This is a genomic window from Pseudomonas sp. 14A (assembly GCF_018132745.1).
GTDB classification, from domain to species: Bacteria; Pseudomonadota; Gammaproteobacteria; order Pseudomonadales; family Pseudomonadaceae; genus Aquipseudomonas; species Aquipseudomonas mercuritolerans.
The window spans coordinates 297,570-321,720 of the sequence record NZ_JAGRQJ010000017.1; the positions used below are offsets into that span (position 1 = coordinate 297,570).

A 24,151-nucleotide genomic window follows, 5' to 3' on the forward strand; every position below is an offset into this window, starting at 1 on the left:
CCGTTACTTGTCAGCAACCTTGACAGTGATATGGCAAGACCGCTTGACGATGCGATCAGCACGGCCTTTGGCACGTGGCATGATGCGCTTCAGCGAACGCCCTTCGTTGACGAAAACGGTGCTGACCTTCAGGTCATCAACGTCTGCGCCTTCGTTATGCTCGGCGTTGGCTACGGCCGACTCCAGCACTTTCTTCATGATCTCGGCGGCTTTCTTACTGCTGAAAGCCAACAGGTTGAGCGCTTCGCCCACCTTCTTCCCGCGGATCTGGTCGGCGACCAAGCGGGCTTTCTGGGCGGAGATTCGAGCGCCCGACAACTTAGCGGCTACTTCCATTTCCTTACCCCTTAACGCTTGGCTTTCTTGTCAGCCACGTGCCCGCGATAGTTGCGGGTACCGGCGAACTCGCCCAGTTTGTGGCCGACCATGTCTTCGTTAACGAGAACTGGGACGTGCTGACGACCGTTGTGTACTGCGATGGTCAGACCGACCATTTGTGGCAGGATCATCGAACGACGCGACCAGGTTTTAATTGGTTTGCGATCGTTCTTTTCCGCCGCCACTTCGATCTTCTTCAGTAGGTGAAGATCAATAAAAGGACCTTTTTTCAGAGAACGTGGCACTGTCGTATCCCTCTATTTACTTGCGACGACGGACGATCATTTTGTCGGTACGCTTATTACCACGAGTCTTCGCGCCCTTAGTCGGGAAGCCCCATGGCGATACCGGATGACGACCACCAGAGGTACGACCTTCACCACCACCATGTGGGTGGTCAACCGGGTTCATGGCAACACCACGAACGGTTGGGCGAACGCCACGCCAGCGTTTGGCACCAGCTTTACCCAGCGAACGCAGGCTGTGCTCGGAGTTCGAGACTTCACCCAGGGTCGCACGGCATTCAGCCAGGACTTTACGCATTTCACCGGAACGCAGACGCAGGGTCACGTAGACACCTTCACGAGCGATCAGCTGAGCCGAAGCACCAGCGGAACGAGCGATCTGTGCACCTTTACCTGGCTTCAATTCGATGCCGTGTACGGTAGAACCGACTGGAATGTTGCGCAGTTGCAGAGCATTGCCTGGCTTGATTGGAGCCAGAGCGCCTGCGATCAGCTGGTCGCCAGCACTCACGCCTTTAGGGGCGATGATGTAGCGGCGCTCGCCGTCTGCGTAGCAAAGCAGTGCGATGTGAGCAGTACGGTTTGGATCGTATTCGATGCGCTCGACAGTGGCGGAGATGCCATCTTTGTCGTTGCGACGGAAATCGACCATACGGTAATGCTGCTTATGACCACCACCGATGTGACGAGTGGTAATACGGCCATTGTTGTTACGACCACCAGACTTCGATTTTTTCTCGAGCAGCGGTGCGTGAGGAGCGCCTTTATGCAGCTCCTGGTTGACCACCTTGACCACAAAACGGCGGCCAGGGGAAGTCGGTTTGCATTTAACGATTGCCATGATGCACCCCTTCCTTACTCAGCACTGCTGCTGAAATCGAGATCTTGGCCTGGCTGAAGGGAGATAACTGCCTTCTTCCAGTCATTACGCTTGCCCAGACCGCGAGCAGTGCGCTTGCTCTTACCCAGAACATTCAGGGTAGTGACGCGCTCTACTTTCACGCTGAACAGGCTTTCGACGGCCTTCTTGATTTCCAGCTTGGTTGCGTCAGTAGCAACCTTGAAAACGAACTGGCCTTTCTTGTCTGCCAGAACCGTAGCCTTTTCGGAAACGTGCGGGCCAAGCAGAACTTTAAATACGCGTTCCTGGTTCATCCCAGCAGCTCCTCGAATTTCTTCACGGCCGACACGGTGATCAACACCTTGTCGTATGCGATCAGACTAACTGGATCGGAACCTTGCACATCACGTACATCTACGTGCGGCAGGTTGCGAGCAGCCAGGTACAGGTTCTGATCAACAGCGTCCGACACGATCAGAACGTCGGTCAGGCTCATGTTGTTCAGTTTGCCCAGCAGATCTTTGGTTTTCGGAGTTTCAACAGCGAAATCCTGAACCACGACCAGACGATCAGTACGCACCAGCTCAGCAAGGATGGAACGCATTGCTGCGCGATACATCTTCTTGTTCAGCTTCTGGGAGTGATCCTGTGGACGAGCTGCGAAAGTGGTACCGCCGCCACGCCAGATTGGGCTACGGATAGTACCGGCACGAGCACGGCCAGTACCTTTCTGACGCCATGGGCGCTTGCCGCCACCACGAACGTCGGAACGGGTCTTCTGCTGCTTGCTACCTTGACGGCCGCCGGCCATGTAGGCCACGACTGCTTGGTGAACCAGCGTCTCGTTGAATTCGCCGCCAAATGTCAGTTCGGAAACTTCGATCGCTTGAGCGTCATTTACATTTAATTGCATGTCAGCTTCCCCTTAACCGCGAGCCTTGGCTGCTGGACGTACAACCAGGTTGCCGCCAGTAGCGCCAGGAACAGCACCCTTGACCAACAACAGATTGCGTTCAGCGTCCACGCGCACTACTTCCAGGGACTGCACGGTCACGCGCTCAGCGCCCATATGACCGGACATTTTTTTGCCCTTGAATACACGACCAGGAGTCTGGCACTGGCCGATAGAGCCTGGGACGCGGTGGGATACGGAGTTACCGTGGGTGTTATCTTGCCCGCGGAAATTCCAACGCTTGATCGTACCCTGGAAGCCTTTACCCTTGGACTGACCGGTTACATCAACCAGTTGACCAGCGGCGAAGATTTCAGCGTTGATCAGATCGCCAGCCTGGTACTCGCCTTCTTCAAGGCGGAATTCCATGGTGGTGCGACCAGCGGCAACGTTCGCTTTAGCGAAGTGGCCAGCCTGAGCTGCTGTTACACGCGAAGCGCGACGCTCGCCGACAGTGACTTGCACTGCACGATAGCCATCGGTCTCTTCAGTTTTGAACTGGGTGACGCGATTCGGCTCGATCTCAATGACCGTGACCGGAATGGAGACACCTTCTTCGGTGAAAATACGGGTCATACCGCATTTACGACCGACTACACCAATAGTCATGTTGTAAACCTCATGAGTGTACGGGGCTTTCACCCGCTATGGCCGCCCATTTCAGAGCGTTACACGACCAAGACCGAGTCTTAGCCGAGGCTGATCTGCACTTCCACACCGGCCGCAAGATCAAGCTTCATCAGCGCGTCAACGGTTTTATCCGTTGGCTGGACGATGTCCAGAACACGCTTATGAGTGCGGATCTCGTACTGGTCACGCGCGTCTTTGTTGACGTGCGGGGAAACCAGAACGGTGAACCGCTCTTTACGGGTAGGCAGTGGAATTGGACCACGCACTTGAGCACCAGTACGTTTCGCGGTTTCCACGATTTCCTGGGTTGATTGGTCGATCAGGCGATGGTCAAAAGCCTTCAACCTGATACGGATTTGCTGATTTTGCATTGGATTTCAGACTCCGGCTGCTATTCCCACCGGGCGCAATACGCCCGTTAAAAGGAGGCGCAATTCTATAGACGCCCCCGATAGGTGTCAACCCAATAAAAAAGCCCCCGCTGAGCGGGGGCTTTTCAATCCATCAAGCTGACTTTAAAAGTCTTACTCGATGATTTTGGCTACGACGCCAGCGCCGACGGTACGACCGCCTTCACGGATAGCGAAACGCAGACCGTCTTCCATCGCGATGGTTTTGATCAAGGTAACAGTCATCTGAATGTTGTCACCCGGCATTACCATTTCAACGCCTTCTGGCAGCTCGCAGTTACCAGTCACGTCAGTAGTACGGAAGTAGAACTGTGGACGGTAGCCTTTGAAGAACGGAGTGTGACGACCGCCTTCTTCCTTGCTCAGAACATAAACTTCTGCGGTGAACTTGGTGTGCGGCTTGACCGAACCTGGCTTGACCAGAACCTGGCCACGCTCAACGTCATCACGCTTGGTACCACGCAGCAGAACGCCGCAGTTCTCGCCAGCACGACCTTCGTCGAGCAGCTTGCGGAACATTTCAACACCGGTGCAGGTGGTGGTGGTGGTGTCACGCAGACCAACGATTTCCAGAGCGTCCTGAACGCGAACGATACCGCGCTCGATACGACCAGTCACAACAGTACCGCGACCCGAGATCGAGAACACGTCTTCGATTGGCATCAGGAATGGCTTGTCGATCATACGAACTGGTTCTGGGATGTAGGTATCCAGAGTTTCAACCAGTTTACGAACGGCAGTGGTGCCCATTTCGTTGTCGTCTTTGCCTTCCAGCGCCATACGAGCCGAACCGATGATGATCGGAGTGTCGTCGCCCGGGAAGTCGTAGGTCGACAGCAGGTCACGAACTTCCATCTCAACCAGTTCCAGCAGCTCAGCGTCGTCTACCAGGTCAGCCTTGTTCAGGAAAACCACGATGTACGGAACGCCTACCTGACGGGACAGCAGGATGTGCTCACGGGTTTGTGGCATCGGACCATCAGCGGCCGAGCAAACCAGGATCGCGCCGTCCATCTGGGCAGCACCGGTGATCATGTTCTTCACGTAGTCAGCGTGACCTGGGCAGTCAACGTGAGCGTAGTGACGAATAGTCGAGTTGTACTCAACGTGAGCGGTGTTGATGGTGATACCGCGAGCTTTTTCTTCTGGTGCGCTGTCGATCTTGTCGAATTCAACGACGGCCGAACCGAAAACTTCGGAGCAGACGCGAGTCAGAGCAGCAGTCAGAGTGGTTTTACCGTGGTCAACGTGACCAATGGTGCCAACGTTGACGTGCGGTAGGGAACGATCAAATTTTTCTTTAGCCACGACAATTAACTCCTAGCCTAAAGGGGCTGAATCAGCCTTGTTTTTTGGTTACGGATTCGACGATGTGCGACGGAGCCGTATCGTATTTTTTGAATTCCATAGAGTAGCTTGCGCGACCCTGGGACATGGAACGAACGTCGGTCGCATAACCGAACATCTCACCCAGTGGAACCTCGGCACGGATAACCTTGCCGGACACTGTGTCTTCCATACCCTGGATCATGCCGCGACGACGGTTAAGGTCGCCCATCACATCACCCATATAGTCTTCAGGCGTAACAACCTCTACCGCCATGATCGGCTCGAGCAACTCACCACCGCCCTTCTGGGCCAGTTGCTTGGTCGCCATGGAAGCAGCCACCTTAAACGCCATCTCGTTGGAGTCGACGTCGTGGTAAGAACCATCGAACACGGTAGCCTTCAGGCCGATCAGCGGATAGCCGGCAACAACGCCGTTCTTCATCTGCTCTTCGATACCCTTCTGGATAGCCGGGATGTATTCCTTAGGAACCACACCACCTACAACTTCGTTCACGAATTGCAGACCTTCCTGACCTTCGTCAGCAGGAGCAAAACGGATCCAGCAGTGACCGAACTGGCCGCGACCACCGGACTGACGAACGAACTTGCCTTCGATTTCACAGTTCTTCGTGATGCGCTCACGATACGAAACCTGAGGCTTGCCGATGTTGGCTTCGACGTTGAACTCACGGCGCATCCGATCAACCAGGATGTCCAGGTGCAGCTCGCCCATGCCGGAGATGATCGTCTGACCAGTCTCTTCATCAGTTTTAACGCGGAAAGACGGGTCTTCCTGAGCGAGTTTGCCCAGAGCGATACCCATTTTTTCCTGGTCATCCTTGGTCTTGGGCTCTACGGCAACCGAAATAACCGGCTCCGGGAAGTCCATGCGAACCAGGATGATTGGCTTGTCAGCGTTGCAGAGGGTTTCACCAGTGGTGACGTCCTTCATGCCGATCAGGGCCGCGATGTCACCAGCGCGCACTTCCTTGATCTCTTCGCGAGCGTTTGCGTGCATTTGCACCATACGACCCACGCGCTCTTTCTTGCCCTTGACCGAGTTGATCACGCCGTCGCCGGAGTTCAACACGCCCGAGTAAACGCGGACGAAGGTCAGGGTACCCACGAATGGGTCGGTAGCGATCTTGAACGCCAGAGCCGCAAAAGGCTCGTTGTCGTCTGCATGACGCTCCATCTCTTCTTCCTCGTTATCAGGGTTGGAACCCTTGATAGCAGGAATGTCGGTCGGAGCAGGCAGGTAGTCGATAACGGCGTCGAGAACCAGGGGAACGCCCTTGTTCTTGAACGAAGAACCGCAAACGGCCAGAACGATTTCGCCGGCGATAGTACGCTGACGCAAAGCAGCCTTGATCTCTTCGATCGACAGCTCTTCGCCTTCCAGGTACTTGTTCATCAGCTCTTCGTTGGCTTCGGCAGCAGCTTCAACCATGTTGTTGCGCCACTCTTCAGCCAGCTCTTGCAGCTCGGCAGGAATGTCCTTGCGAACAGGGACCATACCTTTGTCGGAGTCATTCCAGTAGACAGCTTGCATGTTGATCAGATCGATCTGACCCTGGAAGTTGTCTTCGGAACCGATGGCCAACTGGATCGGCACCGGAGTGTGACCCAGACGCTGCTTGATCTGACCGATCACGCGCAGGAAGTTGGCGCCGGCACGGTCCATCTTGTTTACGTAAACAAGACGTGGAACGCCGTATTTGTTGGCTTGACGCCATACGGTTTCCGACTGCGGCTCAACACCCGAAGTACCGCAGAACACAACGACAGCGCCGTCGAGTACGCGCAGGGAACGCTCAACTTCAATGGTGAAGTCAACGTGGCCCGGGGTATCGATTACGTTGAAACGGTGCTCGTGAGAGTACTGCTTCTCGGAACCTTTCCAGAAGGCGGTAATGGCAGCAGAAGTAATGGTAATACCACGCTCCTGCTCCTGAACCATCCAGTCTGTGGTCGCGGCGCCATCATGCACCTCGCCCATTTTGTGACTTTTGCCGGTGTAAAACAGTACGCGCTCGGTGGTGGTGGTTTTACCAGCATCCACGTGAGCGACGATACCGATGTTACGGTAGCGGCTAATCGGAGTAGTACGAGCCATAAAGCCCTCGCAAAATTAGTGAAGCTAAAATTAGAAGCGGTAGTGCGAGAAAGCTTTGTTAGCTTCGGCCATACGGTGCACGTCTTCACGCTTCTTAACAGCAGCACCTTTACCTTCAGCAGCATCCAGCAGTTCGCCAGCCAAACGCAGAGCCATAGACTTCTCGCCGCGCTTACGGGCGAAGTCTACCAACCAGCGCATTGCCAGAGCGTTACGACGGGAAGGACGAACCTCGACCGGAACCTGGTAAGTAGCACCACCAACGCGGCGCGACTTCACTTCGACCAGCGGAGCGATGGCGTCGAGTGCTTTTTCGAAGAGTTCCAGGGGATCGGTGCCAGCCTTACGGGCCGCAACGGTTTCCAGGGCACCATAAACGATACGCTCGGCAACGGCTTTCTTGCCGCTTTCCATAACGTGGTTCATGAATTTGGCGAGGATCTGGCTTCCGTATTTCGGATCGTCCAGAATCTCACGCTTTGCTGCTACGCGACGTCTTGGCATGATAAGCCCTCAAGCGGTCTTCAGGTTAGCTCGGGACAGATCCAGAGGATGCGTGCCCGACCTTACTCTTATCGACTCAATAAAATAAAAATCTGCAAAACGGCCGATTACTTCGGACGCTTGGTACCGTACTTCGAACGACCCTGGTTACGGCCTTTAACGCCGGAAGTATCCAAGGAGCCGCGAACGGTGTGGTAACGAACACCTGGCAAGTCTTTTACACGACCGCCGCGGATCAGTACCACGCTGTGCTCTTGCAGGTTGTGGCCTTCACCGCCGATGTACGAGGAAACCTCGAAACCGTTGGTCAGACGCACACGGCATACTTTACGCAGTGCCGAGTTAGGTTTTTTCGGCGTGGTGGTGTACACACGTGTGCACACGCCACGACGTTGCGGGCAGTTCTGCAGCGCAGGTACGTCGGATTTCTCGACGATACGCTTACGCGGCTGACGTACCAGCTGGTTGATAGTTGCCATCTACTAGCTCCACTGTTGTCTTGCGACGCTATTGTCTTGCAAGAAAAGCAAAATGGCAGGAACGAATTCCCGCCAAATTTAGGGGATCAAGAGTCTAAAGAGGATCTTGATTCCAGTCAAGGCAAGGCCCCGACCTCCCCGCCCATCGAACCTTGACTTGATGTCTCGATTCGACGAACGGAGCGACCAGGGCCTCACGCTCGTTTATCGCAGAACTCAGTTACCGCTCGAGTTCAGCGCTTCGGTCAGTGCAGCTTCCACTTCACTGGCGCTTACGCGCAACGGCTTGTCGGCATCACGGCGACGCTTGCGCTCGCTGTGATAGGCAAGACCGGTACCAGCCGGGATCAGACGACCCACGACTACGTTTTCTTTCAGGCCGCGCAGGTAATCGCGCTTGCCGGTGACTGCCGCTTCGGTCAGTACGCGAGTGGTTTCCTGGAAGGAAGCCGCCGAGATGAACGATTCGGTGGACAACGACGCCTTGGTGATACCCAGCAGAACGCGAGTGAACTTGGAGACAAACTTGTCTTCCGCGCTCAGACGCTCGTTCTCTACCAGAACGTGAGTCAGTTCCATCTGGTCACCCTTGATGAAGCTGGAATCGCCGGACTCGGAGATTTCAACTTTACGCAGCATCTGACGCAGGATGGTCTCGATGTGCTTGTCGTTGATCTTCACGCCTTGCAGACGATAAACGTCCTGGATCTCGTTGACGATGTACTTGGCCAGCGCGCTTACACCCAGCAGACGCAGGATGTCGTGCGGATCGCTTGGACCGTCGGAGATAACTTCGCCGCGGTTTACCTGTTCGCCTTCGAAGACGTTCAGGTGACGCCACTTCGGAATCAGCTCTTCATACGGATCGCTACCGTCGTTCGGGGTAATGACCAGACGGCGCTTGCCTTTGGTCTCTTTACCGAACGCGATGGTGCCACTGACTTCAGCCAGAATCGACGCTTCTTTCGGACGACGGGCTTCGAACAGGTCGGCAACACGCGGCAGACCACCGGTGATGTCACGGGTCTTCGAAGTTTCCTGCGGGATACGAGCGATAACATCACCGATCGCAATCTTCGCACCGTCAGCCACACCGACCAGGGCGTTGGCTGGCAGGAAGTACTGAGCGATAACGTCAGTGCCTGGCAGCAGCAGATCCTTGCCGTTGTCGTCGACCATCTTCACTGCTGGACGGATTTCCTTACCGGCAGCTGGACGATCTTTCGCGTCAAGTACTTCAATGTTGGTCATACCGGTCAATTCGTCAGTCTGACGCTTGATCGTGATGCCTTCTTCCATGCCCACGTAGGTCACGGTACCTTTCATTTCAGTAACGATCGGGTGAGTGTGCGGATCCCACTTGGCCACGATTGCGCCAGCGTCGACCTTGTCACCTTCCTTAACCGAAATCACAGCACCGTACGGCAGCTTGTAACGCTCGCGTTCACGACCGAAGTCGTCCGCGATTGCCAGCTCACCGGAACGGGACACGGCAACCAGGTGGCCATCCACTCGCTCAACGTGCTTCAGGTTGTGCAGACGGACGGTACCGCCATTTTTCACCTGAACGCTGTCGGCTGCGGAAGTACGGCTTGCCGCACCACCGATGTGGAACGTACGCATGGTCAGCTGGGTACCCGGCTCACCGATGGACTGGGCAGCGATAACGCCGACCGCTTCACCGATGTTCACCTGATGACCACGAGCCAGATCACGGCCGTAGCACTTGGCGCAGATGCCGTAGCGGGTTTCGCAGCTGATCGGCGAACGCACGATCACTTCGTCGATGCTGTTCAGCTCGATGAACTCGACCCACTTCTCGTCAACCAGAGTGCCGGCAGGAACGATAACGTCCTCGGTACCCGGCTTGAATACGTCACGGGCAATGACACGACCCAATACGCGCTCACCCAACGGTTCTACAACGTCACCGCCTTCAATGTGCGGAGTCATCAGCAGACCGTGTTCGGTGCCGCAATCGATCTCGGTTACTACCAGATCCTGCGCCACGTCTACCAGACGACGAGTCAGGTAACCGGAGTTAGCGGTTTTCAACGCGGTATCCGCCAGACCTTTACGAGCACCGTGAGTCGAGATGAAGTACTGAAGTACGCTCAGACCTTCACGGAAGTTCGCAGTAATCGGCGTTTCAATGATGGAACCGTCCGGCTTGGCCATCAGACCACGCATACCGGCCAGCTGACGAATCTGTGCTGCGGAACCCCGTGCACCCGAGTCGGCCATCATGTACATCGAGTTGAAAGACTCTTGATCAACTTCGTCGCCGTGACGGTCGATGACTTTCTCTTTCGAGAGGTTGGCCATCATCGCCTTGGAAACTTCGTCGTTCGCTTTCGACCAGAGGTCGATCACTTTGTTGTACTTCTCGCCCTGGGTTACCAGGCCGGAGGCGTACTGGCTCTCGATCTCTTTCACTTCGTCGGTGGCTGCACCGATGATGCGGGCTTTTTCATCAGGGATAACGAAGTCGTTAACACCGATGGAAACGCCGGAGATGGTCGAGTAAGCGAAACCGGTGTACATCAACTGGTCAGCGAAGATCACGGTCTCTTTCAGACCAACCACGCGGTAGCACTGGTTGATCAGCTTGGAGATCGCCTTTTTCTTCATCGGCAGGTTGACGACGTCGTACGACAGACCTTTTGGCACAACCTGGAACAGCAGCGCACGGCCGACAGTGGTGTCGACGATACGGGTACCGCTCACGCTGTTGCCGTCACGGTCGTTGACGGTTTCGTTGATACGAACCTTGACCTTGGCATGCAGTGCGGCTTCGCCGGCACGGAACACACGGTCGACTTCCTGCAGATCCGCGAATACACGACCTTCGCCTTTGGCGTTGATCGCTTCACGGGTCATGTAGTACAGACCCAATACAACGTCCTGCGAAGGAACGATGATTGGCTCACCGTTGGCTGGCGACAGAATGTTGTTGGTCGACATCATCAACGCACGCGCTTCGAGCTGGGCTTCCAGCGTCAGCGGTACGTGCACGGCCATTTGGTCGCCGTCGAAGTCGGCGTTGTACGCGGCGCAGACCAGCGGGTGCAGCTGGATAGCCTTACCTTCGATCAGTACCGGTTCAAACGCCTGGATACCCAGACGGTGAAGGGTCGGTGCACGGTTGAGCAGGACCGGGTGTTCGCGAATCACTTCAGCGAGAACGTCCCAAACCTCTGGCAACTCGCGCTCGACCATTTTCTTGGCCGCTTTGATGGTGGTCGCCAGACCACGCATTTCGAGCTTGCCGAAAATGAACGGCTTGAACAGCTCGAGAGCCATCTTCTTCGGCAGACCGCACTGGTGCAGACGCAGGGTCGGACCTACGGTAATTACCGAACGACCGGAGTAGTCAACACGCTTACCGAGCAAGTTCTGACGGAAACGACCCTGCTTACCCTTGATCATGTCAGCCAGGGATTTCAGAGGACGCTTGTTGGAACCAGTGATAGCGCGGCCACGACGACCGTTGTCGAGCAGTGCATCGACCGCTTCCTGCAACATACGCTTTTCGTTGCGCACGATGATGTCCGGCGCGGACAGATCCAGCAGGCGCTTCAAACGGTTGTTACGGTTGATCACTCGACGATACAGATCGTTGAGGTCGGAGGTCGCGAAACGACCGCCATCCAGCGGGACCAGTGGACGCAGATCTGGCGGCAGAACCGGCAGAACGGTCAGCACCATCCACTCTGGCAGGTTGCCGGAACCCTGGAAGGCTTCCATCAACTTCAGACGCTTGGACAGCTTCTTGATCTTGGTTTCCGAGTTGGTTTGCGGAATCTCTTCGCGCAGACGGCCAATCTCGTGCTCCAGGTCGATAGCGTGCAGCAGTTCACGGACAGCTTCGGCACCCATGCGGGCGTCGAAATCGTCACCGAATTCTTCCAGCGCTTCGAAGTACTGCTCGTCGTTCAGCAGCTGACCTTTTTCAAGGGTGGTCATGCCTGGATCGATAACGACATAGCTCTCGAAGTAGAGAACGCGTTCGATATCACGCAGGGTCATGTCCATCAGCAGGCCGATACGCGACGGCAGCGATTTCAGGAACCAGATGTGGGCAACCGGCGAAGCCAGTTCGATGTGCGCCATGCGCTCACGACGAACCTTGGCCAGTGCAACTTCAACGCCGCACTTCTCGCAGATCACACCACGGTGCTTCAAGCGCTTGTACTTACCGCACAGGCACTCGTAATCCTTTACCGGGCCAAAGATCTTGGCGCAGAACAGGCCGTCACGCTCAGGTTTGAACGTACGGTAGTTGATGGTTTCCGGCTTTTTAACTTCACCGAACGACCACGAACGGATCATCTCCGGCGAGGCCAATCCGATACGGATGGCGTCGAACTCTTCGACTTGACCCTGGTTTTTCAGCAAATTCAGTAGGTCTTTCAAGGCCTTTCCTCCTGGCGGAGCAGAGAGCGGGCAATCCTGCCCCGCTCTCGATTCGCGTCACGTGTTATTCGGTTTCCAGATCGATATCGATGCCGAGGGAACGAATTTCCTTGATCAACACGTTGAAGGACTCGGGCATGCCCGGCTCCATACGGTGATCGCCATCCACGATGTTCTTGTACATCTTGGTACGGCCGTTCACATCGTCCGACTTCACTGTGAGCATTTCTTGCAGAGTGTAAGCAGCACCGTATGCTTCCAGTGCCCAGACCTCCATCTCCCCGAAACGCTGACCACCGAACTGCGCCTTACCACCCAGCGGCTGCTGGGTAACCAGGCTGTAAGAACCGGTAGAACGCGCGTGCATCTTGTCGTCTACCAAGTGGTTCAGCTTCAGCATGTACATGTAGCCAACGGTAACTGGACGCTCGAACTTGTTGCCGGTACGGCCGTCGGTCAGCTGCATCTGGCCGCTTTCCGGCAGGTCTGCCAGTTTCAGCATGGCCTTGATTTCGCTTTCCTTGGCGCCGTCGAACACTGGAGTGGCCATTGGAACGCCGCCACGCAGGTTGTTCGCCAGATCGAGGATTTCCTGATCGGAGAAGCTGTCCAGATCTTCGTTACGACCGCCGATCTGGTTGTAGATCTCGTCCAGGAAGGTGCGCAGTTCAGCGACTTTACGCTGCTCTTCGACCATCCGGTTGATCTTCTCGCCCAGACCTTTGGCCGCGAGGCCCAGGTGGGTTTCGAGGATCTGACCAACGTTCATACGCGAAGGTACGCCCAGCGGGTTGAGGACCACGTCGACCGGGGTGCCATTGGCATCGTGCGGCATGTCTTCAACCGGCATGATCACGGAGACCACACCCTTGTTACCGTGACGACCGGCCATCTTGTCGCCCGGCTGGATGCGGCGACGGATTGCCAGGTAAACCTTGACGATTTTCAGCACGCCTGGAGCCAGGTCATCGCCCTGCTGCAGTTTGCGCTTCTTGTCTTCGAACTTGTCGTCCAGCAGACGGCGACGATCAACGATGTAGGCCTGAGCCTTCTCGAGCTGCTCGTTCAGAGCATCTTCAGCCATGCGCAGTTTGAACCACTGGCCGTGCTCAAGACCGTCGAGTACTTCGTCGGTGATGTCCTGACCTTTCTTCAGGCCGGCGCCGCCTTCGGCCTTGTGGCCTACCAGTGCGGAACGCAGACGCTCGAAAGTCGCGCCTTCAACGATGCGGAACTCTTCGTTCAGATCCTTGCGGATCTCGTCCAGTTGGGACTTCTCGATCGACAGTGCACGAGCATCACGCTCAACACCGTCACGGGTGAAGACCTGTACGTCGATGACAGTACCTTTGGTGCCGGTTGGCACGCGCAGGGATGTGTCTTTAACGTCGCTGGCTTTTTCACCGAAGATTGCACGCAGCAGTTTTTCTTCCGGAGTCAGTTGGGTCTCGCCTTTCGGAGTGACCTTGCCAACCAGGATGTCGCCTGCGCCTACTTCAGCACCTACGTAAACGATACCGGCTTCGTCCAGCTTGTTCAGTGCAGCTTCACCCACGTTCGGGATGTCCGCAGTGATTTCCTCTGGGCCAAGCTTGGTGTCACGGGCCACACAGGTCAGTTCCTGAATGTGGATCGTGGTGAAACGGTCTTCCTGAACCACACGCTCGGACAGGCAGATGGAGTCTTCGAAGTTGAAGCCGTTCCATGCCATGAACGCGATGCGCATGTTCTGACCCAGTGCCAGTTCACCCATATCGGTGGACGGGCCGTCGGCCATGATGTCGCTACGCTGAACACGATCACCTTTACGCACCAGCGGACGCTGGTTGATGCAGGTGTTCTGGTTCGAGCGGGTGTATTTGGTCAGGTTGTAGATGTCGACACCGGCTTCACCGGTTTCAACTTCGTCATCGGCAACACGAACCACGATACGGCTGGCATCGACGGAATCGATCACGCCACCACGACGAGCCACGACGCAAACGCCGGAGTCACGGGCTACGTTACGCTCCATGCCGGTACCTACCAGCGGCTTGTCAGCGCGCAGAGTCGGTACAGCCTGACGCTGCATGTTCGAACCCATCAACGCACGGTTGGCGTCGTCGTGCTCGAGGAACGGAATCAGCGACGCTGCAACCGAGACAACCTGCTTCGGCGAAACGTCCATCAGGGTGACGTCTTCCGGCGCCTTGACGGTGAATTCGTTCAGGTGACGTACGGCAACCAGTTCGTCGATCAGGACTTTCTGCTCGTTCATGGTCGCCGAAGCCTGCGCGATCACGTGATCGGCTTCTTCAATAGCGGACAGGAACACGATCTCGTCGGTGACCACACCCTCTTTCACCACGCGGTACGGGCTTTCCAGGAAGCCGTACTGGTTGGTGCGAGCGTACGCAGCCAGGGAGTTGATCAGACCGATGTTCGGACCTTCCGGCGTTTCAATCGGGCAGACACGACCGTAGTGAGTCGGGTGTACGTCACGGACTTCAAAGCCTGCGCGCTCACGAGTCAGACCGCCAGGGCCGAGTGCAGAGACACGACGCTTGTGGGTGATCTCGGACAGCGGGTTGTTCTGGTCCATGAACTGCGACAGCTGGCTGGAACCGAAGAACTCTTTCACCGCCGCAGCCACTGGCTTGGCGTTGATCAGGTCTTGCGGCATCAGGCCTTCGCTTTCAGCCATCGACAGACGCTCTTTGACCGCACGCTCAACACGTACCAGGCCAACGCGGAACTGGTTCTCGGCCATTTCGCCTACGCAGCGAACACGACGGTTACCCAGGTGGTCGATGTCATCGACGATGCCTTTACCGTTACGGATGTCGACCAGAGTCTTCAGGACCGCGACGATGTCTTCCTTGCACAGCACGCCCGAACCTTCGATTTCGGTACGACCGATACGACGGTTGAACTTCATCCGGCCGACCGCAGACAGGTCATAGCGCTCGGGGCTGAAGAACAGGTTGTTGAACAGGGTTTCGGCAGCGTCTTTGGTTGGCGGCTCGCCTGGACGCATCATGCGATAGATCTCGACCAGCGCTTCCAATTGGTTGCTGGTGGAGTCGATCTTCAGCGTGTCGGAGACGAACGGACCGCAGTCGATGTCGTTGGTATACAGGGTCTCGATGCGAACGACCTGAGCCTTGGCGATTTTTGCCAGGACTTCAGTGTTCAGCTCGGTGTTGCATTCGGCCAGGATTTCGCCGGTAGCCGGGTGCACGATAGCCTTGGCGGTGGTGCGGCCAAGGACGTAGTCCAGTGGCACGTCCAGCGTCTTGATACCGGCTTTCTCGATCTGGTTGATGTGGCGCGCGGTAATACGGCGGCCTTGCTCAACGATGACCTTGCCCTTCTCGTCCTGGATGTCCAGAACCGCAACTTCACCACGCAGGCGCGATGGCACCAGTTCCAGGCTGAGGGTTTCGCCGCTCAGGTGGAATACGTTGGTGGTGTAGAACGCGTCCAGCACTTCTTCGGTGGTGTAACCGAGTGCGCGCAGCAGTACCGAAGCCGGCAGTTTGCGACGACGGTCGATACGCACGAAGACGCAGTCTTTCGGGTCGAATTCGAAGTCCAGCCACGAACCGCGGTAAGGAATGATGCGAGCCGAGTACAGCAGTTTGCCGGAGCTGTGCGTCTTGCCGCGGTCGTGGTCGAAGAACACGCCCGGGGAACGGTGCAGCTGGGAAACGATAACACGCTCGGTACCGTTGATTACAAAGGTACCGTTCTCAGTCATCAGGGGGATTTCACCCATGTAGACTTCTTGCTCTTTGATGTCCTTGATCGCTTTGTTCGACGATTCTTTGTCGAAAATGATCAGGCGCACTTTTACCCGCAAAGGTACGGCGAAAGTTACACCGCGCAATACGCATTCTTTGACATCAAATGCCGGTTCGCCCAGGCGATAACCGACGTACTCCAGCGCAGCATTGCCGGAGTAGCTGATGATCGGGAAAACGGATTTGAAGGCCGCATGCAGGCCCACGTCGCGGAACTGATCTTTAGTCGCTCCCGCTTGCAAGAATTCACGATACGAATCCAGCTGGATGGCCAGGAGGTAAGGCACATCCATGACGTCCGGCAACTTGCTAAAGTCCTTGCGGATACGTTTTTTCTCAGTATATGAGTAAGCCATCAGCGTTCCCCAGCTTGGTCACCTGCTTGTTTGGCCCCTCCCGACGGGAGCAGCCAGAAAATCGTGCAAACCCCATGGTTTGCGCCACCGCATCGGGTGGTTACAGCGCCTTTATCGGCACCGACCCAGTCGGCTGCCAATAACGGAAAAAGGCCGGTGGCAAGAGCCACCAGCCATCAGCCTGTCGCTTGACGCTCGGGCTGGAGGAGCAAAGTCGATGCTTACTTCAGCTCGACTTTAGCGCCTGCTTCTTCCAGCTTCTTCTTGGCGTCTTCAGCAGCTTCTTTCGAAACGCCTTCAGCTACAACCTGAGGAGCGCCGTCTACTTTCTCTTTGGCTTCTTTCAGGCCCAGACCGGTCAGTTCGCGAACTGCCTTGATCACGTTAACCTTCTTCTCGCCAGCTTCCAGCAGAACAACGTTGAACTCGGTTTGCTCTTCAACAACAGCGGCAGCAGCAGCTGGACCAGCCGAAGCGGCAGCAGCAGTAACACCGAAGGTTTCTTCCATCGCTTTGATCAGCTCAACGATTTCCACTACGGATTTCTGGCCGATTGCTTCGATGATTTGTTCGTTAGTCAGAGACATGACTCAATTCCTGAATTGGGGGACGGCCTACGCGACCATCGAAATAAACAAAAAACGCGAGAAGTGACGAGCCTTAGGCTGCAGCAGCTTCTTTCTGGTCGCGAATTGCCGCCAGAGTACGAGCCAATTTGCTGGTTGCGCCTTGAATCACGCTCATCAGCTGAGAAATTGCTTCGTCACGGGTCGGCAGAGTTGCCAGTACGTCGATCTGATTAGCTGCGAGGAACTTGCCCTCGAACGCAGCTGCCTTGATCTCGAACTTGTCCTGACCCTTGGCAAACTCTTTGAAGATACGGGCAGCAGCGCCCGGATGTTCGTTCGAGAATGCAATCAGGGTCGGGCCGGTGAACACGTCGTTGAGAACACTGTATTGAGTGTCAGCAACAGCGCGCTTGAGCAGGGTGTTACGTACAACACGTACGTAAACGCCAGCTTCACGAGCCTCTTTACGGAGTCCGGTCATTGCGCCTACTGTTACGCCACGTGCATCAACCACGACAGCGGACAGAGCGACTTTGGCAGCCTCGTTGACTTCAGCGACGATGGCCTTCTTGTCTTCGAGATTAATTGCCACGGGTTTAACTCCTGCTTGTTACCGTTTCATTCGATCGGAACCGAATGTCGTTTTGGTGTCTGATTCGGTAAGGAACCGGGAGCACCATCTGCGTAGGCTTGAGGTTTAAGGCTTGCGCCGCCTACGGTCTTGGATAGCCCCCGCCAGGCAGGGACCCCAATCTTTCAATTGGCGCGGCAAACCGCGCCAACCTTTGTCTTATGCGTCGAGCGAGCTCTGGTCGATAACCAGACCTGGGCCCATGGTGGTGCTCAGGGTGACGCGCTTGACGTAAATGCCTTTCGAGGAAGCTGGCTTGATACGCTTCAGATCAGCGATCAGGGCTTCAACGTTTTCCTTCAGCTTGACGGCGTCGAAGCCCATCTTGCCAACGGAAGTGTGGATGATGCCGTTTTTGTCGGTGCGATAACGAACCTGACCAGCCTTGGCGTTTTTAACCGCGTTGGCTACGTCTGGAGTTACGGTGCCGACTTTCGGGTTAGGCATCAGGCCACGTGGACCGAGGATCTGACCCAACTGACCTACAACGCGCATGGCATCCGGGGATGCGATCACTACGTCATAGTTCAGGTCGCCGCCTTTCATTTCGGCAGCCAGGTCGTCCATACCTACACGGTCAGCGCCGGCAGCCAGAGCGGCTTCAGCAGCTGGACCCTGGGTGAACACAGCAACGCGAACGGTCTTGCCAGTGCCGTGTGGCAGCACAGTAGCGCTACGAACAACCTGGTCGGATTTACGCGGGTCTACACCCAGGTTTACAGCAACGTCGAACGACTCGCTGAACTTGACAGTCGACAGCTCGGCCAGCAGAGCAGCGGCGTCTACAATGTTGTAGGCCTTGCCTGCTTCGATTTTGCCGGCGATAGCCTTTTGACGCTTGGTCAGCTTAGCCATTACACACCCTCCACGTTAAGGCCCATGCTACGAGCAGAACCGGCGATAGTACGCACGGCTGCATCCATATCAGCTGCAGTCAGATCCGCGTTTTTGGTCTTCGCGATTTCTTCCAGCTGAGCACGGGTAACAGTGCCAACCTTAACGGTGTTCGGACGAGCGGAACCGCTGGTCAGACCGGCCGCCTTCTTCAGCAGAACCGAAGCAGGGGTGGATTTGGTTTCGAAAGTGAAGCTACGGTCGCTGTAGACAGTGATGATCACTGGAGTCGGCAGACCTGGCTCAAGACCCTGAGTACGGGCGTTGAAAGCCTTGCAGAATTCCATGATGTTCACGCCGTGCTGACCCAGAGCAGGACCAACCGGTGGACTTGGGTTAGCCTGAGCGGCCTTCACTTGCAGCTTGATGTAAGCGGTAATCTTCTTGGCCATGAGGCACTCCAATTACGGGTTCGAACGCCTCGAAAGGCTCCCCGGTTACTTGCGCGTTTATCCCAGTGACGACAAAACCCCACAGCCTAAGGCTGCGGGGTTGGGATTGCTTGTCCAGTTAGACCTTCTCGACCTGACTGAACTCGAGCTCCACCGGAGTAGAGCGACCGAAAATGAGCACTGCCACCTGGATCCGGCTCTTTTCGTAGTTAACTTCTTCCACGACGCCGTTGAAATCAGCGAATGGACCGTCGTTGACACGTACCGTCTCGCCTGGCTCGAACAAAGTCTTCGGCTTCGGCTTATCGCTACCATCAGCAACGCGACGCAGAATCGCTTCTGCCTCTTTATCGGTAATTGGCGCAGGCTTGTCAGCGGTACCGCCGATGAAACCCATCACCCGAGGAGTATCCTTGACCAAGTGCCAAGTACCCTCGTTCATATCCATCTGGACCAGCACATAGCCTGGGAAGAACTTCCGCTCGCTTTTGCGCTTCTGGCCGTTACGCATCTCAACCACTTCTTCAGTGGGAACCAGAATCTCGCCGAAGCCATCTTCCATGCCAGCCAGCTTTACGCGCTCGATCAGCGAGCGCATCACATGCTTCTCGTAACCCGAGTAAGCATGCACAACATACCAACGCTTAGCCACGGGACACCCTTAGCCGACAATCAAGGAAACAAGCCAGCCGAGCAGGGAATCAAGACCCCACAACAGCAACGCCATAACCAGAACAACAGCCACGACAATCAGCGTGGTCTGCGTGGTTTCTTGGCGAGTTGGCCACACGACTTTACGAATCTCGGTGCGAGCTTCCTTAACCAGTACAAAGAAAGACTTGCCCTTCGCGGTCTGCAGGCCTACAAAGGCAGCTACAGCAGCAATGGCAAGCAAAGCGAGTACACGGTACAGGATCGGCGAAGCAGCGTAATACTGATTGCCAACAACGCCAACAACCACCAAAGCGACTACTACAAGCCACTTGAGCAGATCGAAGCGAGAGCCTTGAGCTTCAGCTTTAGGAGTCATCTATGAAGATCCTGTGAAAAGAAAGCCAGACACACCGAGTGAATCTGGCAGGTCAGGAGGGAATCGAACCCCCAACCTACGGTTTTGGAGACCGTCGCTCTGCCAATTGAGCTACTGACCTAAAACAAAATCAGGCCGACCATTATGCCGGCCCGAAAAATACATTACAACCGCTTATTCGATGATTTTGGCTACGACGCCAGCGCCGACGGTACGACCGCCTTCACGGATAGCGAAACGCAGACCGTCTTCCATCGCGATGGTTTTGATCAGGGTAACAGTCATCTGAATGTTGTCACCTGGCATTACCATTTCAACGCCTTCTGGCAGCTCGCAGTTACCAGTCACGTCAGTAGTACGGAAGTAGAACTGTGGACGGTAGCCTTTGAAGAACGGAGTGTGACGACCGCCTTCTTCCTTGCTCAGAACATAAACTTCTGCGGTGAACTTGGTGTGCGGCTTGACCGAACCTGGCTTGACCAGAACCTGGCCACGCTCAACGTCATCACGCTTGGTACCACGCAGCAGAACGCCGCAGTTCTCGCCAGCACGACCTTCGTCGAGCAGCTTGCGGAACATTTCAACACCGGTGCAGGTGGTGGTGGTGGTGTCACGCAGACCAACGATTTCCAGAGCGTCCTGAACGCGAACGATACCGCGCTCGATACGACCAGTCACAACAGTACCGCGACCCGAGATCGAGAACACGTCTTCGATTGGCATCAGGAATGGCTTGTCGATCATACGAACTGGTTCTGGGATGTAGGTATCCAGAGTTTCAACCAGTTTACGAACGGCAGTGGTGCCCATTTCGTTGTCGTCTTTGCCTTCCAGCGCCATACGAGCCGAACCGATGATGATCGGAGTGTCGTCGCCCGGGAAGTCGTAGGTCGACAGCAGGTCACGAACTTCCATCTCAACCAGTTCCAGCAGCTCAGCGTCGTCTACCAGGTCAGCCTTGTTCAGGAAAACCACGATGTACGGAACGCCTACCTGACGGGACAGCAGGATGTGCTCACGGGTTTGTGGCATCGGACCATCAGCGGCCGAGCAAACCAGGATCGCGCCGTCCATCTGGGCAGCACCGGTGATCATGTTCTTCACGTAGTCAGCGTGACCTGGGCAGTCAACGTGAGCGTAGTGACGAATAGTCGAGTTGTACTCAACGTGAGCGGTGTTGATGGTGATACCGCGAGCTTTTTCTTCTGGTGCGCTGTCGATCTTGTCGAATTCAACGACGGCCGAACCGAAAACTTCGGAGCAGACGCGAGTCAGAGCAGCAGTCAGAGTGGTTTTACCGTGGTCAACGTGACCAATGGTCCCAACGTTGACGTGGGGCAGGGAACGATCAAATTTTTCCTTAGCCATCGATATCACCCTCTACAGAAGAAATTAGACAAACAATATCAACCATTAAAACAAAGGCAGATATTTTCATATCTGCCTTGTTATATGGAGCTCTTGAGCGGATTTGAACCGCTGACCTCACCCTTACCAAGGGTGTGCTCTACCAACTGAGCTACAAGAGCAAAACCCTTTGCACAACCTGCAAACTTGGAGCGGGTAGCGGGAATCGAACCCGCATCATCAGCTTGGAAGGCTGAGGTTCTACCACTAAACTATACCCGCGGAGCCTGCAGCTCACGCTTAAATCTGGTGGAGGGAGAAGGATTCGAACCTTCGAAGTCGTAGACGTCAGATTTACAGTCTGATCCCTTTGGCCGCTCGGGAACCCCTCCTAATCAGGCCGGCATTCTATATCATGCCAAACCTCTGTCAAGCATTTTCTCATTTAAAAACCTGAGGTTAGCTGCGTTGACACGCCTCACTTTGAAATCCGGTTAAGGTCTTCGCTGTGGAGCGGGCGCCATTCTATGCAAACTATTCGGCAGGTGCAACCCCTTCGCACAGCATTATTTTATGTTTTAACTCATTGAATTCCTTGGAAAGGTTTAGCAACTGTTGATCGCCCAACAAACGCTGGCCATCCGGTGTGACTGTTAGCCAGTAACCGCTTCCAGCAGCGTCTTTCGGCACGGATTGCACATTGACCTTCATTGCCGACAGACGCTGCTGCAACCTGGCAACCGAATCCTCATCAGAAAACCCACCAAGGAACAGACACTGCTGACGCGGAGCAGCCTCCACTCTGCGCCCATCACTGGCTGTTTCGCTCAGCAAACGAATATCCTGCTGCGAACCACGATATAAATTCAGAGGCGTCACGTCTTTGGCTCGCAAGGGCGCTTCCTGCTGATGCCAGACATAGTAAAAAACATTGAGAACCACAAGGAGCAGGAACAACCAACGCATATAAACCTCAGGACAAGGGACACGCCATGGCCAGGCCGACAAAAACCAGGTCGGGCACAACCTTGGCCTCAGGCACGACGCCATCCACCAACTCGGCATCCCCTCCAGTGATGAAGACCATGAAGCTTTCGCCCCAATATGCTCGAGCCAGCTCTAATTGAGTGAGTACGAAGCCCCTTAACATCAGAGAACAACCGCGCTCCACCGCCTCAACGGTGGTCCGCCCCGGTACGTGACTGGAAAGGGCCCGCTCCGCCGCCTCATCACCATAACGAATTTTACGCGTATGGGTGCGCAGCTGGTTTCGCATCAAAGGCATACCAGGACAAATAAAACCACCAAGATGCTCACCGTCAGCCGCAACAAAATCGGCAGTGACCGCCGTACCGAAGTCGAGAACCAGGCAAGCATTCCGAGCAGCCAAGTGAAAGCCGCCAAGCATCGCCAGCCAGCGATCAAGGCCTAGACGCTCATAATCCTCGTAGCCGTTTCGAACACCGGACATCTCGCGAGCAGGTTTTGCGCACACAATAGGAATACCGAACTCGCGCTCAATAAGCTCGATTAACGCGCCGGTTTCCTCGTTGGTCCTGACGCTCACCAAACGACAGTGGCGCAGCGAGAGAGACCTTATGTGCCGCAGGCTTTCGATCAAAGCCTGATTGGAGTCTACAACTCCTTCCGAGACCACCGCGCTCGCCAAGGCGTCCAACACGCGCCATTTTATAAAGCTGTTGCCGCAGTCAAGCTCAAGAATCATCACGCAACCTCAGGCTGAGCTCTCCGCCACTAAAGACTTTTTCAATACCATCTACAAGCAAACGCAACCCGCCTTGGCTATCAATGCCGAGCACGACCCCATCAATATGGCTGTTACCCGCGATCAACGAAACGGTCCGATCCTGCCACAGATGGTTTTCCGCCCATTCTTCCTGCAGACTCGCGAACCCTTCAAGCTGATGTTTATGGATATAAGCCTCGAGTTGATTACTCAACTCCGCCACTAAAGCATTGCGATCGCAGGACTTGCCGGACTCAAGCTTTATAGAGGTCCATTGCTGGTCTACCTCGTCAGCAACTTGCATATTCACGTTGATTCCTATGCCCACCACAACATGACATACATCCGCCGGATCTCCGACGAGCTCAAGCAGGATGCCTGCTATTTTCTTGTAGCCCACCAAAACATCGTTGGGCCACTTCAAACCGGCTGTCGGCACACCACTGCTTCGCAAGGTCTGCAGTACCGCCAGACCAACAACAAGGCTCAACCCTTCAAGCTGACGCATGCCGCCTTCGATACGGAGTACGAGGCTGTAATAAAGGTTTTCGGCAAATGGGCTCACCCACTTTCGACCACGGCGACCACGCCCAGCCACCTGTCGCTCGGACAGCACCAAAAACGGCGCGAGAGCCCCTTCATTAATAGAGCGCAAAGCCTCGGCATTTGTTGAATCGACAGAATCGAACACAGTTACCGGCCATTGAGGTGCTCTTCTGGTTATTTCCAAGGGCTCAAGCAGAGTCAGAGGCGCGGACAGTTGATAGCCGCGACCGCGAACTTTATGGATCGACAGGCCAAGTTCAGCTTCAAGCTGCTGCAGCTGCTTCCATACAGCGCTTCGGCTAACTCCCAGGGCCACGCCCAGATCCTGTCCAGAATGGAATCGTCCATCCTTCAGAAGATTCAACAACGTCAACATGCAGGTTTCGCCTCACAATGAGGCCCGCATAATAGCCATGCCCCGGACTGTTGCATAGAAATCAAGCAGACACATTTCTCGCAGGCAAAACAAAACCCCAACTGCTTTCGCAATTGGGGTTTCGGAATTTAATCTTGACGATGACCTACTCTCACATGGGGAAACCCCACACTACCATCGG

At 55.4% G+C, this 24,151-nt stretch carries 23 protein-coding genes and 4 tRNA genes; all 27 read right to left on the reverse strand.

What is annotated here, in order from left to right; all coding sequences use genetic code 11:
• Positions 1-3: 3 nt before the first annotated feature.
• A complete protein-coding gene (rplV, locus tag PS14A_RS22460) occupies positions 4-336 on the reverse strand; it encodes a 50S ribosomal protein L22 (RefSeq protein WP_003103908.1) in 333 nt (110 codons plus the stop codon).
• Between the two features lie 11 nt (positions 337-347).
• On the reverse strand, positions 348-623 hold the full coding sequence (gene rpsS / locus PS14A_RS22465; RefSeq protein ID WP_011336172.1) for a 30S ribosomal protein S19: 276 nt from the start codon (positions 621-623) through the stop codon (positions 348-350).
• A gap of 16 nt (positions 624-639) precedes the next feature.
• Positions 640-1,464, reverse strand: coding sequence for a 50S ribosomal protein L2 (gene rplB / locus PS14A_RS22470; protein WP_130912287.1), 825 nt, complete (start codon positions 1,462-1,464; stop codon positions 640-642).
• A 14-nt stretch (positions 1,465-1,478) separates the two neighbouring features.
• Complete coding sequence (gene rplW, locus PS14A_RS22475; RefSeq protein WP_002555488.1) at positions 1,479-1,778, reverse strand: 50S ribosomal protein L23; 300 nt, start codon at positions 1,776-1,778, stop codon at positions 1,479-1,481.
• Positions 1,775-2,377, reverse strand: coding sequence for a 50S ribosomal protein L4 (gene rplD, locus PS14A_RS22480; protein WP_003228735.1), 603 nt, complete (start codon positions 2,375-2,377; stop codon positions 1,775-1,777). Before rplD ends, rplW begins: the two co-directional genes overlap by 4 nt.
• Positions 2,378-2,389: 12 nt before the next feature.
• Positions 2,390-3,025 (reverse strand): 50S ribosomal protein L3, encoded by a 636-nt coding sequence (rplC, locus tag PS14A_RS22485; RefSeq protein ID WP_003228738.1) that lies wholly within the window; start codon positions 3,023-3,025, stop codon positions 2,390-2,392.
• An 80-nt stretch (positions 3,026-3,105) separates the two neighbouring features.
• Positions 3,106-3,417 (reverse strand): 30S ribosomal protein S10, encoded by a 312-nt coding sequence (rpsJ, locus tag PS14A_RS22490; protein WP_003186070.1) that lies wholly within the window; start codon positions 3,415-3,417, stop codon positions 3,106-3,108.
• Between the two features lie 153 nt (positions 3,418-3,570).
• Positions 3,571-4,764 (reverse strand): elongation factor Tu, encoded by a 1,194-nt coding sequence (gene tuf / locus PS14A_RS22495; RefSeq protein ID WP_024014521.1) that lies wholly within the window; start codon positions 4,762-4,764, stop codon positions 3,571-3,573.
• A 31-nt stretch (positions 4,765-4,795) separates the two neighbouring features.
• Positions 4,796-6,901: an elongation factor G gene (gene fusA, locus PS14A_RS22500; RefSeq protein WP_016772942.1), complete on the reverse strand. Its 2,106-nt coding sequence runs from the start codon at positions 6,899-6,901 to the stop codon at positions 4,796-4,798.
• 30 nt (positions 6,902-6,931) lie between these two features.
• Positions 6,932-7,405: a 30S ribosomal protein S7 gene (rpsG, locus tag PS14A_RS22505; RefSeq protein WP_016772941.1), complete on the reverse strand. Its 474-nt coding sequence runs from the start codon at positions 7,403-7,405 to the stop codon at positions 6,932-6,934.
• Between the two features lie 107 nt (positions 7,406-7,512).
• Positions 7,513-7,884 carry a 30S ribosomal protein S12 gene (gene rpsL, locus PS14A_RS22510; protein ID WP_003186084.1) on the reverse strand — a complete coding sequence of 124 codons (372 nt, stop codon included), beginning with the start codon at positions 7,882-7,884 and terminating at the stop codon, positions 7,513-7,515.
• Between the two features lie 216 nt (positions 7,885-8,100).
• Positions 8,101-12,300, reverse strand: a complete 4,200-nt coding sequence (gene rpoC, locus PS14A_RS22515; protein ID WP_130912288.1) for a DNA-directed RNA polymerase subunit beta' — start codon at positions 12,298-12,300, stop codon at positions 8,101-8,103.
• A gap of 64 nt (positions 12,301-12,364) precedes the next feature.
• Positions 12,365-16,438 (reverse strand): DNA-directed RNA polymerase subunit beta, encoded by a 4,074-nt coding sequence (gene rpoB, locus PS14A_RS22520; RefSeq protein WP_016772939.1) that lies wholly within the window; start codon positions 16,436-16,438, stop codon positions 12,365-12,367.
• Between the two features lie 221 nt (positions 16,439-16,659).
• Entirely contained in the window at positions 16,660-17,025 is a 366-nt protein-coding gene (gene rplL / locus PS14A_RS22525) for a 50S ribosomal protein L7/L12 (protein WP_003228750.1), read from the reverse strand.
• A gap of 73 nt (positions 17,026-17,098) precedes the next feature.
• Positions 17,099-17,599 carry a 50S ribosomal protein L10 gene (gene rplJ, locus PS14A_RS22530; RefSeq protein WP_008081912.1) on the reverse strand — a complete coding sequence of 167 codons (501 nt, stop codon included), beginning with the start codon at positions 17,597-17,599 and terminating at the stop codon, positions 17,099-17,101.
• A gap of 198 nt (positions 17,600-17,797) precedes the next feature.
• Complete coding sequence (gene rplA, locus PS14A_RS22535) at positions 17,798-18,493, reverse strand: 50S ribosomal protein L1 (RefSeq protein WP_016772938.1); 696 nt, start codon at positions 18,491-18,493, stop codon at positions 17,798-17,800.
• Positions 18,493-18,924 (reverse strand): 50S ribosomal protein L11, encoded by a 432-nt coding sequence (rplK, locus tag PS14A_RS22540; protein ID WP_003176435.1) that lies wholly within the window; start codon positions 18,922-18,924, stop codon positions 18,493-18,495. The genes rplA and rplK overlap by 1 nt, the downstream gene beginning before the upstream one ends.
• 118 nt (positions 18,925-19,042) lie before the next feature.
• Positions 19,043-19,576 carry a transcription termination/antitermination protein NusG gene (gene nusG / locus PS14A_RS22545; RefSeq protein WP_007957598.1) on the reverse strand — a complete coding sequence of 178 codons (534 nt, stop codon included), beginning with the start codon at positions 19,574-19,576 and terminating at the stop codon, positions 19,043-19,045.
• 9 nt (positions 19,577-19,585) lie between these two features.
• Positions 19,586-19,954 carry a preprotein translocase subunit SecE gene (gene secE / locus PS14A_RS22550; protein WP_016772937.1) on the reverse strand — a complete coding sequence of 123 codons (369 nt, stop codon included), beginning with the start codon at positions 19,952-19,954 and terminating at the stop codon, positions 19,586-19,588.
• Positions 19,955-19,999: 45 nt separating this feature from the next.
• A tRNA-Trp gene (locus PS14A_RS22555) sits at positions 20,000-20,075 on the reverse strand.
• A 53-nt stretch (positions 20,076-20,128) separates the two neighbouring features.
• A complete protein-coding gene (tuf, locus tag PS14A_RS22560) occupies positions 20,129-21,322 on the reverse strand; it encodes an elongation factor Tu (protein WP_024014521.1) in 1,194 nt (397 codons plus the stop codon).
• 85 nt (positions 21,323-21,407) lie between these two features.
• Positions 21,408-21,483: transfer RNA gene (locus tag PS14A_RS22565), tRNA-Thr, on the reverse strand.
• Between the two features lie 26 nt (positions 21,484-21,509).
• Positions 21,510-21,583 (reverse strand) — tRNA-Gly (locus PS14A_RS22570).
• A 25-nt stretch (positions 21,584-21,608) separates the two neighbouring features.
• A tRNA-Tyr gene (locus PS14A_RS22575) sits at positions 21,609-21,693 on the reverse strand.
• Positions 21,694-21,835: 142 nt separating this feature from the next.
• Complete coding sequence (locus PS14A_RS22580) at positions 21,836-22,267, reverse strand: hypothetical protein (RefSeq protein ID WP_137215711.1); 432 nt, start codon at positions 22,265-22,267, stop codon at positions 21,836-21,838.
• Between the two features lie 7 nt (positions 22,268-22,274).
• Positions 22,275-23,027 (reverse strand): pantothenate kinase, encoded by a 753-nt coding sequence (locus PS14A_RS22585; RefSeq protein WP_212617257.1) that lies wholly within the window; start codon positions 23,025-23,027, stop codon positions 22,275-22,277.
• Positions 23,017-23,970 carry a bifunctional biotin--[acetyl-CoA-carboxylase] ligase/biotin operon repressor BirA gene (birA, locus tag PS14A_RS22590; protein WP_130912291.1) on the reverse strand — a complete coding sequence of 318 codons (954 nt, stop codon included), beginning with the start codon at positions 23,968-23,970 and terminating at the stop codon, positions 23,017-23,019. The genes PS14A_RS22585 and birA overlap by 11 nt, the downstream gene beginning before the upstream one ends.
• Positions 23,971-24,151 lie beyond the last annotated feature (181 nt).

Bases quoted from the DNA above. Each gene is read 5' to 3' on its own strand.
- rplV (WP_003103908.1), bottom strand. From the start codon at position 336: ATGGAAGTAGCCGCTAAGTTGTCGGGCGCTCGAATCTCCGCCCAGAAA.
- rplB (WP_130912287.1), bottom strand. From the start codon at position 1,464: ATGGCAATCGTTAAATGCAAACCGACTTCCCCTGGCCGCCGTTTTGTG.
- rplW (WP_002555488.1), bottom strand. From the start codon at position 1,778: ATGAACCAGGAACGCGTATTTAAAGTTCTGCTTGGCCCGCACGTTTCC.
- rplD (WP_003228735.1), bottom strand. From the start codon at position 2,377: ATGCAATTAAATGTAAATGACGCTCAAGCGATCGAAGTTTCCGAACTG.
- rplC (WP_003228738.1), bottom strand. From the start codon at position 3,025: ATGACTATTGGTGTAGTCGGTCGTAAATGCGGTATGACCCGTATTTTC.
- rpsJ (WP_003186070.1), bottom strand. From the start codon at position 3,417: ATGCAAAATCAGCAAATCCGTATCAGGTTGAAGGCTTTTGACCATCGC.
- fusA (WP_016772942.1), bottom strand. From the start codon at position 6,901: ATGGCTCGTACTACTCCGATTAGCCGCTACCGTAACATCGGTATCGTC.
- rpsG (WP_016772941.1), bottom strand. From the start codon at position 7,405: ATGCCAAGACGTCGCGTAGCAGCAAAGCGTGAGATTCTGGACGATCCG.
- rpsL (WP_003186084.1), bottom strand. From the start codon at position 7,884: ATGGCAACTATCAACCAGCTGGTACGTCAGCCGCGTAAGCGTATCGTC.
- rpoB (WP_016772939.1), bottom strand. From the start codon at position 16,438: ATGGCTTACTCATATACTGAGAAAAAACGTATCCGCAAGGACTTTAGC.
- rplL (WP_003228750.1), bottom strand. From the start codon at position 17,025: ATGTCTCTGACTAACGAACAAATCATCGAAGCAATCGGCCAGAAATCC.
- rplA (WP_016772938.1), bottom strand. From the start codon at position 18,493: ATGGCTAAGCTGACCAAGCGTCAAAAGGCTATCGCCGGCAAAATCGAA.
- rplK (WP_003176435.1), bottom strand. From the start codon at position 18,924: ATGGCCAAGAAGATTACCGCTTACATCAAGCTGCAAGTGAAGGCCGCT.
- secE (WP_016772937.1), bottom strand. From the start codon at position 19,954: ATGACTCCTAAAGCTGAAGCTCAAGGCTCTCGCTTCGATCTGCTCAAG.
- tuf (WP_024014521.1), bottom strand. From the start codon at position 21,322: ATGGCTAAGGAAAAATTTGATCGTTCCCTGCCCCACGTCAACGTTGGG.
- PS14A_RS22580 (WP_137215711.1), bottom strand. From the start codon at position 22,267: ATGCGTTGGTTGTTCCTGCTCCTTGTGGTTCTCAATGTTTTTTACTAT.
- PS14A_RS22585 (WP_212617257.1), bottom strand. From the start codon at position 23,027: ATGATTCTTGAGCTTGACTGCGGCAACAGCTTTATAAAATGGCGCGTG.
- birA (WP_130912291.1), bottom strand. From the start codon at position 23,970: ATGTTGACGTTGTTGAATCTTCTGAAGGATGGACGATTCCATTCTGGA.